Source organism: Saccharothrix sp. 6-C (assembly GCF_016695385.1).
Lineage (GTDB): Bacteria > Actinomycetota > Actinomycetes > Mycobacteriales > Pseudonocardiaceae > Actinosynnema > Actinosynnema texasense.
Map to the genome: position 1 here is coordinate 8,620,087 of NZ_CP064192.1, position 12,215 is coordinate 8,632,301.

At 71.7% G+C, this 12,215-nt stretch carries 15 protein-coding genes; 11 read left to right on the top strand and 4 right to left on the bottom strand.

The window, feature by feature from the left end; genetic code table 11:
- Positions 1-13: 13 nt before the first annotated feature.
- Positions 14-898: a ribonuclease Z gene (locus IOD16_RS37725; RefSeq protein ID WP_201438131.1), complete on the top strand. Its 885-nt coding sequence runs from the start codon at positions 14-16 to the stop codon at positions 896-898.
- Here the strand turns inward: IOD16_RS37725 and IOD16_RS37730 are convergent.
- The gene (locus IOD16_RS37730; protein ID WP_201438132.1) at positions 876-1,091 is read right to left on the bottom strand and encodes a hypothetical protein; all 216 of its coding nucleotides are present in this window, start codon (positions 1,089-1,091) and stop codon (positions 876-878) included. The genes IOD16_RS37725 and IOD16_RS37730 overlap by 23 nt on opposite strands.
- A gap of 45 nt (positions 1,092-1,136) precedes the next feature.
- Here IOD16_RS37730 and IOD16_RS37735 point away from each other — a divergent pair, with 45 nt between their 5' ends.
- From IOD16_RS37735 to IOD16_RS37750, 4 genes are all read left to right on the top strand, one after another.
- Positions 1,137-1,352: a hypothetical protein gene (locus IOD16_RS37735; RefSeq protein ID WP_201438133.1), complete on the top strand. Its 216-nt coding sequence runs from the start codon at positions 1,137-1,139 to the stop codon at positions 1,350-1,352.
- Positions 1,353-1,427: 75 nt separating this feature from the next.
- Positions 1,428-2,288 (top strand): hypothetical protein, encoded by an 861-nt coding sequence (locus IOD16_RS37740; RefSeq protein WP_201438134.1) that lies wholly within the window; start codon positions 1,428-1,430, stop codon positions 2,286-2,288.
- Positions 2,285-2,611, top strand: coding sequence for a hypothetical protein (locus IOD16_RS37745; RefSeq protein WP_201438135.1), 327 nt, complete (start codon positions 2,285-2,287; stop codon positions 2,609-2,611). Before IOD16_RS37740 ends, IOD16_RS37745 begins: the two co-directional genes overlap by 4 nt.
- Complete coding sequence (locus IOD16_RS37750; protein WP_201438136.1) at positions 2,598-3,395, top strand: hypothetical protein; 798 nt, start codon at positions 2,598-2,600, stop codon at positions 3,393-3,395. The genes IOD16_RS37745 and IOD16_RS37750 overlap by 14 nt, the downstream gene beginning before the upstream one ends.
- A gap of 4 nt (positions 3,396-3,399) precedes the next feature.
- Here the strand turns inward: IOD16_RS37750 and IOD16_RS37755 are convergent, their stop codons facing one another.
- Positions 3,400-4,239, bottom strand: coding sequence for an NAD-dependent epimerase/dehydratase family protein (locus IOD16_RS37755; protein ID WP_201438137.1), 840 nt, complete (start codon positions 4,237-4,239; stop codon positions 3,400-3,402).
- Between the two features lie 96 nt (positions 4,240-4,335).
- Between IOD16_RS37755 and IOD16_RS37760 the strand changes: the two genes are divergently transcribed.
- Together IOD16_RS37760 and IOD16_RS37765 are read left to right on the top strand one after the other, a co-directional pair.
- Entirely contained in the window at positions 4,336-4,569 is a 234-nt protein-coding gene (locus tag IOD16_RS37760) for a hypothetical protein (protein ID WP_201438138.1), read from the top strand.
- Between the two features lie 148 nt (positions 4,570-4,717).
- Complete coding sequence (locus IOD16_RS37765; RefSeq protein WP_123744665.1) at positions 4,718-6,148, top strand: hypothetical protein; 1,431 nt, start codon at positions 4,718-4,720, stop codon at positions 6,146-6,148.
- On the opposite strand, the gene IOD16_RS37770 is transcribed toward IOD16_RS37765, so the two are convergent.
- Positions 6,138-6,926, bottom strand: a complete 789-nt coding sequence (locus IOD16_RS37770; RefSeq protein ID WP_123744664.1) for a hypothetical protein — start codon at positions 6,924-6,926, stop codon at positions 6,138-6,140. The two genes, IOD16_RS37765 and IOD16_RS37770, sit on opposite strands and share 11 nt — an antisense overlap.
- Before the next feature lie 83 nt (positions 6,927-7,009).
- Between IOD16_RS37770 and IOD16_RS37775 the strand changes: the two genes are divergently transcribed.
- The 4 genes from IOD16_RS37775 (at position 7,010) to IOD16_RS37790 (ending at position 10,812) form a co-directional block, all read left to right on the top strand.
- On the top strand, positions 7,010-8,221 hold the full coding sequence (locus IOD16_RS37775) for a DNA cytosine methyltransferase (RefSeq protein ID WP_123748202.1): 1,212 nt from the start codon (positions 7,010-7,012) through the stop codon (positions 8,219-8,221).
- Between the two features lie 455 nt (positions 8,222-8,676).
- Positions 8,677-9,870, top strand: coding sequence for a thioester domain-containing protein (locus IOD16_RS37780; protein ID WP_201438139.1), 1,194 nt, complete (start codon positions 8,677-8,679; stop codon positions 9,868-9,870).
- Positions 9,871-10,015: 145 nt separating this feature from the next.
- Positions 10,016-10,189, top strand: coding sequence for an antitoxin (locus IOD16_RS37785; protein WP_201438140.1), 174 nt, complete (start codon positions 10,016-10,018; stop codon positions 10,187-10,189).
- The gene (locus IOD16_RS37790; protein ID WP_201438141.1) at positions 10,186-10,812 is read left to right on the top strand and encodes a putative glycolipid-binding domain-containing protein; all 627 of its coding nucleotides are present in this window, start codon (positions 10,186-10,188) and stop codon (positions 10,810-10,812) included. The genes IOD16_RS37785 and IOD16_RS37790 overlap by 4 nt, the downstream gene beginning before the upstream one ends.
- Before the next feature lie 216 nt (positions 10,813-11,028).
- Here the strand turns inward: IOD16_RS37790 and IOD16_RS37795 are convergent, their stop codons facing one another.
- Positions 11,029-12,213, bottom strand: coding sequence for a thiolase family protein (locus IOD16_RS37795; protein WP_123744660.1), 1,185 nt, complete (start codon positions 12,211-12,213; stop codon positions 11,029-11,031).
- Positions 12,214-12,215: the final 2 nt, after the last annotated feature.

Genomic DNA, 12,215 nt, shown 5'->3' on the forward strand with positions numbered 1-12,215 from the left:
CAGACTCTGCCACGTGTCACCACGAGAGCTGGTCGTGCTCGGCACCGCGAGCCAGGTGCCGACCCGCGGCCGCAACCACAACGGCTACCTGCTGCGCTGGGACGCCGAGGGCTTCCTGTTCGACCCGGGCGACGGCACGCAGCGGCAGATGGCGCGCGCGGGCGTCGCGGTCACCGACGTCACCAGGCTCTTCATCACCCACTTCCACGGCGACCACTGCCTCGGCCTGCCGGGCGTGGTGCAGCGCATGTCGCTCGACCGGGTGCCGCACACCGTGCACGCGCACTTCCCCGCCGAGGGCGCGGAGTACTTCGACCGGCTGCGGCACGCCAGCTCGTTCCACGACGTGGCGGACGTCCGCGCGCAGCCGGTCACCGGGCCGGGCGTGCTCGCCGAGGGGCCGTTCGGCCTGCTGGAGGCGCGGCGGCTGGACCACACGCTGCCCGCCTACGGCTACCGCCTGGTCGAGCCGGACGGCCGCACGATGATCCCCGAACGGCTGGCCGCCCACGGCATCCGGGGCCGCGCGGTCCGCGACCTCCGACCGCCGCTGCTGGACGAGGTCAGCGTGCCGCGCCGGGGCCAGCGGTTCGCCTTCGTCATGGACACCCGGCTGTGCGACGGCGTGTTCGAGCTGGCCGACGGGGCCGACATGCTGGTCATCGAGTCGACGTTCCTGCACGTGGACGAGGCGCTGGCGGTCGAGTACGGCCACCTCACGGCCCGTCAGGCGGCCCGGGTCGCGGCCGAGTGCGGCGTGCGCAAGCTCGTCCTCACCCACTTCTCGCAGCGCTACACCGACCCCCGGCTGTTCCGCGACGAGGCCGCCGAGGTGTTCGCCGGCGACCTCGTCGTGGCCGCCGACCTGGACCGCGTCACGGTGCCGAAGCGGCGGTGAGCACCGGCAGTGGCCGGTGCTCGACGCCGAAGGGGCCGATGTGGACCGTGACCTCCCCCAGACCGCGCAGGGTGATGGCGAGGGCCAGCAGGAGCGCGAGCAGGAACGTGAGCAATCGGACCTGCGCTCGCCAGTCGGAGGCGATCCGGTGCAGCAGGGACGGCCAGTCACGGGGCTCTCGACGTCTTCTCACGGATGCTCCTCGGTAGTTCCTTTTCTTCATTAAGAGGATGCGGGGGTGGTTCGGCAAGCATTCTCCGATGATCTGGCCGGGATTTTTTCAGGTCAGCGGAAATTGCCCGGAAATCGCGCTCTTGGTGAACGGGTTCCGCAGAAATTTCGCGGAAATTTCGGGTTGCGCGGAAATTTCCAGGAAGTGCGTCGACGGCCGGCCGGCATTCCGCAGATCTGCGGAATGCCGGCCGGTGGTGCGAGTGGCGATCCGGGTGATTGATCTGGTTCGATAACGGGTAGAAGGCACGCTAGTGTCCACGGCCAGTCGGTCTCCCCGCCCTTTCGAGGAGTTCTGGTGTCGGAATTCAGTGTGAAGGACCTCCGGACGGGCTTGGGTGTGCGCGATCCGTCGCTGGTCGACGTCGGGAAGTCCGAGCTGGGTCGAGCGCTGCACGTCGCCCCCGGTGACAGTGGGGCGAGGGTCCGGGCCAAGGTGCTGGTCCAGGTGGAGAGGGCCATCGACGCCGTAGCCGGTCAGGACGACTACCTGCGCATGCTCCTGCGGTACGTCTTCAACACGCCCGCCGATCGCGAGCTCAACCGGCTCACCCAGGGAGGTCGCCTCGGCGAGTTCGCCAAGGCGGATCTCCGGGCGGCCGACGGCACGCCTTTCGTCAAGGTGGCCAAGGGCACCACCTCGAAGCTCACCTTCGGACTGGGCGTTCTGATCGAGGAGTACTGGGACGCGCACCCACCCGTCCCGCTGACCGAGGACGAGATCTCCGCGCGTGAGGAGGAGGAGCGTCGGCACGCGCTCGGCATCGCCCCCGAGGCGAACGTCGAACTCGACGCCGTGCTCGTGGAGGAAGGGCTCAGGGACTACAACCTCGGCGAACGCCGGGGCATCGAACGACGACTGGCTTCCCTGCGCCTGCACTTCGAGGTCCTCGGTCCCTGTGTCGTGACGGTGCGCACGAGTGACAAGAGGGAATTGGTCTGCGCTTTCACCCGGCCCGATCTGCTCGCCGACTACTGGCGGACGACGGGCCGGCGACTGGGGCACCCCGCGGTCGGCGGCGGGGCGCGGCTGCTCGGCGTGCTGGCGAGGGGGAAGGACCTCGGGTTGCTGGTCAACCCGTTCACCGGTGATGCCGACAAGGGGTACTGGAGGCCGGACCAGGTGGCGCTGCTGGCGTCGGACAGGAGCGGGGCGTGAACAGCGGCTTCTCGGTGGACCTGCTGGAGCTGGAGCGGTTGGCGCACGACCTCCGCGAGATCGGTGGCGACGTGCGCGACGCCCCGGTGTGGAAGTACGAACTCGACGTGGACCGCCTGCGCGAGCCCGATCCGCTGCGCGCTGCGGTGACGCGCTACCAGGCAAGCCTGCGGGCGGTGATGGAGCGCCTGTGTAGCGACGCCGAGAGCGTGGCGGCGGGGGTGGCGGCGTCCGGAGTCGAGTACCGCCATGCCGATGAGCGGGTGGACGCCGTGCTCCGGCGGATCGACGGTGATGCGGGAGGACTCGGTGTTCGACGATGACCAGCCGCAGGGGCCGGAGGACGACGACCCGCTCCCACCCGCGTCCAGCGAGCCGGAGTCGCTCGACCGGGCGCCCGGCGATCCCGACTGGATGCGCAAGTTCGTCGAGGCGACGCGGGCGCAGGGCGAGCAGTTCACCGACGGGGAGGAACGACTCCGAGCGCTGAACCCGACCCACTGGCGCGGCGTGGCGGGGGAGGGCTACAGCGCAGCGCGTGACCGGTTGGCCGAGAACTGGCGGTCGGTGGCGGACGTGCACGGCGAGGTGGTCCGCCGGGTCGAAGGGCACAACAGCTACGTCCACGAGTTGCGGCACCTGTGGGCGGTGTACGCCGACAACCCGGCCGGCCGGGCGCACTCGGCCGAGGTGTACACGCGCGCCAACAACTCGCTGGCCGAGGAGTTCCTGCGCCGGGCCGAGGAACTGGACGCGATCCTCCGGTCCCGGACCGAGGGCTCGGAGTCGCCGCGTGACAGCGGTTCGGCCATGACGCGGACCGCGGAGCCGGAGGCGATACCGGCGCCGAGGGTCGAGCCCGAGCTGAACCCGATGCCGGAGCCGGAGCCCGAGCCCGAGCCCGAGCCCGAGCCGGACGCGGAGCCGGAGCCGGAGCCGGACGCGGAGCCGGAGCCGGAGTCGCTGTCCGACCTCGTGCGGGAGGAAGCGGACCTGGTGGCGGCCGTGGCGGAGCTGCGGCGCAGGGTGATCGAGGAGGTGGAGCACGCCGTGCTCGGCGGCGAGTCGAGGCACTGGCTGCTGTGGGAGGACGACTCCGGCGCCTGACCGGTCAGGCCCGGTGCGAGCGCTCGGCCGCCCACTGGTCGCGGACCAGGGTGTCGAGGTCCGAGCAGGCCGGCGCCCAGCCCGACGCGCGCAGAGCGGTCGTGTCCGCGCGCAGCACGGGCGCCTCGCCGGGGTGCGCGGGCCGCCGCACGACCGGCACCTCCCGGCCCGTCACCCGGGCCACCGAGGCCAGCACGTCGGCCACGCTCGCCGGCGTCGCGCCCACGTTCAGCGCCACGTAACCGTCACCGTCGCGCTCCACCGCCGCCACGAACGCCCGCGCCACGTCGCGCACGTGCACGAAGTCCCGCACCGCCGACCCGTCGCCGAACACCTCCATCGACGGCAGCCGCCCGGCCGCCACCCCGCACGCCTTCGTGATCACGCGCGTGTCGTCCACGTCCCCGCCGCCGGCGACGTTGAACAGCCGCAGCGCCACCCCGCTCACCCGGCCGGCCTCGGCGGCCCACGCCAGCACGTCCTCGGCGGCGGCCTTGGAAGCGGCGTAGGGACTGCCCGGCGCACGCGGGCAGGACTCGTCGATCGTCGCGACACCGGCCGACCCGTACACGCCGGCCGTGGACGCCAGCACGAACCGCGGCGGCGGCGAGCGCAGCAGGTTGACCGTGCCGCCCACGTTCACGTCGTAGAACCGCACGGGGTCGCCGAACGACTCGCGCACCCGCCCGAGGCCCGCCAGGTGCACGACCGCGTCCACCGGCCCGTCGAACGACCCGACCCGGACATCACCCGAAAAGGGGATAGGTGTGTGGCCGGCGGCGGACAACTCCGCCGAGACCACCCGTCCGATGTACCCGGTGGACCCGGTGACGACTACGCGCATGGCGACATCCCAGCACGTCCACGGCGCGGTTCGCGTTCTTGAACTCGGTGCAAATTCACCCTAAAGGTAGGGACCGGTGGGGCCGATACAACCCAAGTGAGTTACCCGCATCCCGCCACGCACACGAGCATCGAGGGCGTTCTTGCCGAGCACGCCGTGCACGAGGCCAAGCGCCGGCGGTTCCTGGAGACCGCCGCCGCGATCGTGGCCGCCGCGCCTCCGTCGGTGGACGACACGCTGCTGGGCCTGCTGCTCCCGTTCCCCAAGGCCCGGGGACCGCGCGCCTTCCTGAACCGGGTTGACCAGGTACTTCGACACGCCGCTCGATGATCTCGCGCACCCGCCCCTGATCCCATCGGCAAGTTTCATCGCTCGTTGCCGGACCGTGCTGGGCCGATCCCGCCGCCTGCCTCTACAGTGCGTGGCACCGGCGCTCGCCGGCTGTCTCGTCTGCTTCTCATAAAGCGAGTTCTCGGCGATGGATGACGTCCTTTCCGCGCTTCAAGCGCGCCTCGGCACCCTGTTCGGCGACCGGTTGGTCGTGCTCGCGGGCGGCACTCGGTTGAGTAGTCGCGTCGCCGAGCTCCACCAGCTCGGCGCCCGCCATACGCTCGTGCTGTCGACGGACGACCACGCGCCGCTGCACGACTCGGAAGTGGCCCGCTGGGTGCCGCTCGGCATCGCGGGCGGCTTCGTCGCGGTCGAGCAGAACCGGCTCACCAAGCTGCTCACCTCGCCCGACCGCGAGGTCCGCGCCGTGCTGGAGGACTTCGACCCGCGCGGCGAGGCGCTGGTGATCAGCACGCCGTACGTGCACACGCCGCGGTTCGCGGGCCGTCCCGTGCTCAACGCCCGCCGCCCCGAATGGGTGGAGCTGGAGAACAAGACGACGATCGACGGCCTGTGGGACGAGCTGTCCGCGCCCCGCGCGCCCGCCGTCGTCCTCGGCCTCGACTTCGACGGCCTGTGGGCGGCGACCCAGCGCCTGGACCGCGGCGCGGGCGTCGTCTGGTCCGGCGACGGCCCGGCGATCAACGGCGGCGCGAACTTCGTCCGCCGCGTCCGCGACCGGCAGGAGGCGCAGGACGCCTACGACGTGCTCGCGGCCAAGTGCGAGTTCGTCCGGGTGATGCCGTTCCTGGAGGGCATCCCGGTGAGCGTGCACGGGATCGTGTTCCCGGACGGCACCGCCGTGCTGCGGCCGATCGAGATGGTCGTGCCGCGCCGCGCGGGCCAGGCCCGGTTCCTCTACGCGGGCTGCGCGTCCTACTACGACCCGCCCGCGCGGATCCGCGAGGAGATGCGCAACCTGGCCCGCCGGGTCGGCGAGCGGCTGCGCGAGTCGGTCGACTACCGCGGCACGTTCACCCTCGACGGCATCGCCACCGCCGACGGCTTCCTGCCCACCGAGATCAACACCCGCTACGGCGGCGCGATGGTGTGCTTCGAGGACGCCCTGCCGCAGCTGCCGCTGGCGCTCGTGCAGGTCGCGCTGGTGGCCGGGCACGACCTCGGCGTCTCGTCCATCGAGTTCGAGGAGCTGCTGGTCTCCGCCGCGGACGACTACCGGCACGGCTCGGTCGGCGCGAACGTCCGCGCGGTCCACCCGACCGAGGTCGTGGAACGCTCGATCGTGTTCACCGAGTGGTCGTGCCGGTTCGCGCACCCCGAGGAGGCGCCGCACGGCGTGCTGCGCCTGCGCCCGTCCCCGCTCGGCGCGCGGCTGGAGCTCGACTTCTACGCCGCCGAGCTGCCGCCGGCCCGCCCGGTGGTGGCGCTGACCGTGGCCGCGTTCGCCCTGGCCGACCAGGAGTGGGGCACCGCGCTCGGCCCGCTGGAACCGGCCGTGCCGGTCGCCGACGACGAGGCCGCCGCCGCGGTCGTGGAGCCGACCGCCGTCACGGCCTGATCGTCACGCCCTCCTCGCCGTCGCCGTAGGCGGCGAGGAAGGCGTACCGGTACCCCATCAGCTGCATGGTCACGTACGGCGGCTGGTGGTGCGGGTACGCCTTGTCCCGGTAGGCGCGCAGCAGCTCCGGGTTGCACTGCGCGGTGGCGCGCAGCAGCGCCGGCGTGATCGGCGCGTCGCTCACGAGGTGCAGCGCGACCCGGGCCGCCAGGGCGAGCAGCCGCGGCGAGCGGTCGGCGGAGGCCAGGTCCTCGGCCACCGCCACCACGTGCCTCGGCACGGTCTCGGGCACCGCGATGGCCAGCGCCATCGAGCAGGCCACCTCCGCGCCCGCCAGCGCCTCGAACACCTTCGGCGCGCCCTTGGCCACCTCGTACCGGGTCTGCGTGATCCAGTCCGGCGGCCGGCGCGGCAGCTCGCGCCCCAGCGCGTTCCAGCGCCGGCGGGTCCGCTTGCCCTCGTCGGTGAAACCGGCGCTCGCCAACGCCATCGCGGCCAGCAGGAAGATCACCCGATCGCGGCTGTCCGCGGGCACCCGGTAGCTCGCGCCCATCTCCACCAGGAAGGGCACGGCCCACACGCTCGCCTCCGACACCGTGTCGTCGACGAGCAGCCGGTCGACGAGCGCGCGGCACGCGGCCTCACGCGTGGCGCCCTCGTCGTGCACCACGCGTCGGAGCAGGTCGTCCACGCCCGCCCCGTGGGCGAGCACCGACCAGGGCATGTCCTCCAGTCCACGCAACGGATCCGGCCGTTGCCACGCAGGTGGGAGCTCCATGGCGCGCAACGTACGCGATCACGGTGATCGGTACCGGTGGGATCACTCGCCTGTGGGTGGTGCGCCCACCGTACGATCACGCGGTGCGCGGACCCACCTTCAAAGTCGTCGACCTGTTCTCCGGCGCCGGTGGCATGAGCCTCGGCTTCCAAGCGCACCGGGACTTCACCATCGTCGGCGCGGCCGACGCGCAGATCGGCAAGCCGTCGTCCCGGCTGGGCTCGTTGCGCTGCAACGGGATCTACCGGGACAACATCGGCGTCGATCCGCTCCAGGTCGACCTGGGCCGGCTCGACCCGGCCGTGCTGCGGCAGGTGTGGAACCTCCGCCGCGGCGAGCTGGACGTGCTCGTGGCCTGCCCGCCGTGCTCGGGCTTCACCCGCATCGCGCCGGCCAACCACCTGCGTGACGACCCGCGCAACTCGCTGGTCGGCCGGGTCGCGGCCTACGTGGACGAGTTCCGGCCGCGGGTGCTGGTCCTGGAGAACGCCCGCGAGCTGGTGAAGGGCAGGCAGCGGCACCACCTGGACGGGCTGGCCGAGCTGCTGCTGGAACTCGGGTACGAAGTGGACGCGAGCACGCACATGCTGTCGCGCTTCGGGCTGCCGCAGCTGCGCGAGCGGGCGATGGTGGTGGCGGTGGACGCCGGCGTGCCGCTGCGCACCCTCGAAGACCTGTGGCAGGGCTGGGAGGTGCGGCCCGGCGCGGTGACCGTGCGGCGGGCGATCGGCAAGCTGCCGCCGGTGGAGGCGGGCGAGTCGCACCCCGAGGACGAGATGCACGTGTCGCCGTCGTTCCGCCGCGACCGGTCGCTGGACCGGATGCGGGCCATCCCGGCCGACGGCGGGTCGTGGGGCGACCTGGTCGGCTCGCCCTCGGAGCAGCTGCTGAACCCGGCCCAGCGCAAGATCATCGAAGAGGGCAAGTGGGGTTCCCACCCGGACGTGTACGGCCGGCTGTGGTGGGACGAGCCGGCGCGCACGATCAAGCGGGAGTGCGGGCACGTCGGCAACGGGCGCTACTCGCACCCGGAGCAGCACCGGTTGTGCACGGTGCGGGAGATGGCGCTGCTCCAGGGCTTCCCGCGCCGGTTCCGGTTCGACGTGTCGGTGATCGGCAACGCCTACCGGCACGTGGGCGACGCCGTGCCGCCGTTGATCTCCTACCAGCTGGCGTCGCTGGTGAAGTGGATGCTGACCGGTCAGCCGCCGACCGCGCGCGACCTGTGCCTGCCCGGCACGTCGCTGCGGGTCGGGGACATCCGCCCGGTCGCGCCGTCCGCCCTGGTCGCCTAGATCACCGTTTGGCAACGGTGTGGCGTCGAAAGCAGGTCGGCGGGTATTACGTGCAATCCACTGTGGACCGGCTGAGCTGCGGGAACGTCGGCACTTCGGTAATCCGCGCCCGTTTCGCGGGCCGTCGAAACAGGCGTCCGACGTCCACTGTCGACGCGCCGTCGAATGCGCTTGATCATCCATTGTGGACGGATGACCTCGGTATTCGCTGCTGGTGGGTGGTCCTGCCGGCGGTGTCACCCGTCCTCGATCACGTGCTCGCAATCGGCTACTGTTCGGCTGATTCCTGTCGTTTCGGTGTCGGAGCGCTCTGCCGAGTAGCTCCCCGGACGACACGGACCGCCGCCTTGAACCACACCAACGGGCTACCCTCGCGAGCCTCAAGGAGACAAATGGCATCCCGGTCGACTGTGAAGCGCCTCGGCGCTGCGATCCTCGGCGCCGGCCTCGTGTTGATGTCGGCCCTTCCCGCGGCCGCCGACAAGCCGAAGGTCGAGCCCTACGACGGCGCGAACGAGCCCGGCATGGGCATCTACCTGGAGCGCGACGGCAAGGTCCTGGACAACGACGAGGACAAGGAGGGCATCCAGGCTTTCAACGCCAGCCTCATCGGCCTCCGTCTCCAGGAAGGCGACGACTCGCAGACCGCCAAGGCGTACTGCGTCGAGCTGCCGACCCCGCTGCAGGACGGCCAGCCGCTGGTCGAGGTGCCGTGGGGCGAGCACCCCAACCCGGACACCAAGTTCAAGGAGAACGCCGCCAAGGTCAACTGGGTGCTGCAGAACAGCTACCCGGCGATCGAGGTGAAGGACGCCTACGAGCTGTACGGCCTGGACCCCGAGAACAAGCGCAGCATCCTGATCGCCGCGACCCAGGCCGCCGTGTGGCACTTCAGCGACGGCGTGGACCTGCGTGAGAACGACTCCACCACCGAGGAGGAGGACGTCCACGGCGGCACGGTCGACGACCTCGTCTTCAAGGTCTACGAGTACCTCACCACCAAGGCCGAGGACCTGGCCGAGCCCAAGCCGACCCTGTCCATCGAGCCGGGCGAGCTGACCGGCAAGGCGGGCGAGAAGATCGGCCCGTTCACCGTCTCCACCACGGCCACCGAGGCGGTCCTGACCGCCGAGCTGCCCGACGGTGTCACGGTCGTCGACGCGAACGGCAACGCGCTGCCCGTCGCCGACCCGAACGCCCGCGCCGCCGCGGCGGCCACGTCGAACGTCGCCGAGGTGTGGGTGAAGGTCGACGCGGGCGTCGAGCCCGGCGAGGTCGAGTTCACCGTCACGGCCGGCGCCAAGCTGCGCAGCGGCCGGCTGTTCGTGTCCAGCGACCGCAACCTGAAGACGCAGTCGCTGATCATCGCCAAGTCCGAGGTCTTCCCGGTCAAGGCGAAGGCGAAGGCGAAGTGGGTCGAGGGCACCGTCGTGACCACGACGACCGAGGCCACCACGACCACCGCGCCGACGACCACCACCACGGCCGAGGCGCCGGTCACCAGCACCACGGTCCCGGCCGGCGGCGGCAGTGACGACGACCTGGCCAACACCGGCGCGTCCATCTTCGTGCCGCTGCTGATCGGCATCGGCCTGCTGGGCGCGGGCGCCGGGGCGCTGTTGTTCCTGCGTCGCAAGCGCACTGCCTGATCTTGATCCGTCGGAACGGCCCCCCGGGACTCCCGGGGGGCCGTTTCGGTGCGCGGCGGCGGTCGGCGGAGCCCGGAGGTACCGTTTGCCGCTGGGGCCGCGCGGTCGATTCGGGTAGCCTGCGTCAGGAGTGCGAAGGAGCACGATGAACTTCGACGAGATCAAGAACAAGGCGTCCGAGCTGCTCGAGCAGAACCACGAGAAGGTCGATGCGGGCATCGACCAGGCCGCCGAGTTCGTCGCAGGCAGGTTCGGCCACGAAGAGCTGGTCAAAACGGTGGCCGAGAAGGCCAAGGACATCCTTCCGGGTGGAGAGTGAACTCGTTCAACACGGCTGAGCGGGCGACCCCGTCCGGGGAGAGCACCCGTTCCGCCGCCGCGCAGATGGTGACCTGGCAGGGCTACGACGTGCCCAGGCTGGAGCAGGTGCGGTTCCTGCTCTCGGAGCGCAAGCTCCGCGCCTCGGGCCGACTGGTGACCGCCGGTCCGGCCGAGCAGTTCAGCGGCTCGTTCGAGGTGTCGGTCGGCGAGACCGGCGCGGTGAAGCGGCTGCTGCTGCGGACCGCCACGGTGTCGGAGGAGCGGCAGATCTCGGTCAGCCGGTCACCCGAGGGCATCTGGCTGGTCGACTCCGGCCAGGGCGCGGAGCGGGCGGACTTCGACGGCGCGGTGGACGTGGACGTGCAGTTCGCGGTCCTGTTCAACGCCATCCCGATCCGCCGCCTCAACCTCCAGCAGGAGGAAGGCGACCACGAGATCCCGGTCGTCTACGTGACCCTGCCCGACCTGTCGGTCCAACTGGTCCGCCAGCGCTACCGCACGGTCTCGATCGGCGAGGACCGCGCGGTCGTCTCCTTCACCCACGGCGAGTTCGAACAGGACATCACCGTGGACCGAACGGGCCTGGTCGTCGACTACCCCCGCATCGCCTACCGGATCTGACCCCCGGCCCGACCGGCCCCCGGACAGCGCGAAGCCCCTCGATCGACGGCGGCCAGCGCGTTCGCTCGATCGGGCGAGCAATCGCTTGCCTCCCGTAAGCCCCGGCTCCCGCCGTCCGACGGGCCTACCAGGGCTCACTTCCTCGGTCGAGCGACCTCGGCCGTGACCGGGCCCAGCAAGCCGCCGGCAGCGGCGCTGTCGCTCGATCAGGCGATCTCACACCCGGACGGCGATCGCCATGCCCTGGCCCACGCCCACGCAGGCCGCCGCCACGCCCAGGCCGCCCCCACGCGCGCGCAAGTGCCGGCACAGGTCCACGACCACGCGCGGGAACGAGGCGCCCAGCGGGTGGCCGTACGCGATCGCGCCACCGTGCACGTTGACCTTCTCCCGGTCCACTTCCGGCAGGTGGTGCAGCACCGACAGGGCCATCGCCGCGAACGCCTCGTTGATCTCCCACAGGTCGACCTGCGCCGACTCGATCGCCAACCGACCCAGCAGCTTCCGGATCGCCGACACCGGGGCCAGGGTGAACCGCTGCGGGTCCTCGGCGGTCACGGCCGAGCCGAGGAACTCACCCAGCGGGGTGACCCCCAGCGAGGTCGCGACCTCCTCCGACCCCATCAGCAGCGCCGCCGCGCCGTCGTTCAACGGCGACGAGTTGCCCGCCGTCACCGGCCCGCTCTCCGAGAACGCCGACTTCAGCTTCCCCAGCTTGTCCGCCGACGTCTCCGGCCGCACGGACTCGTCCCGCCGCACCGGCGCGGCGTCCCGCAGCTGCACGGGGAACGCGAACCCGTCGTGCACGCCCGCGTCCCAGGCCGCCGAAGCCCGCCGGTGCGACCGCAGCGCGAACAGGTCCATCTGCTCCCGCGTGATGCCCAACGACACCGCGACGTCCTCCGCCGCACGTCCCAGCGGCACGGTCCACTCGGCCTTCATCCGCGGGTTCACCAGCCGCCACCCGAGCGCCGTCGACACCGACTCCAACCGGTCGGCGAACGGCTTGTCCGGCCGCGGCACGACGAACGGGGCCCGCGTCATCCCCTCCACCCCGCCGGCCACGAGCAGCGACGCGTCACCGAGCGCCAACGCCCGCGCCGCCTGCACGATCGCCTCACCGCCCGACGCGCAGAGCCGGTTGATCGCCACTCCCGGCACCGACGTCGGCAGCCCGGCCAGCAGCGCGGCCATCCGGCCGATGTTGCGGTTCTCCTCGCCCGCGCCGTTGGTGTTGCCCAGCAGCACGTCGTCGATCGACGCGGGGTCGAGGGAGGGGTGCCGGCGCAGCAGCTCCACGATGGGCAGCGCGGCCAGGTCGTCCACGCGCACCCCGGACAGCCCGCCTCGGTAGCGGCCGAACGGGGTGCGGGCGGCGTCGAGGATGAGGGGGCGCGACATGC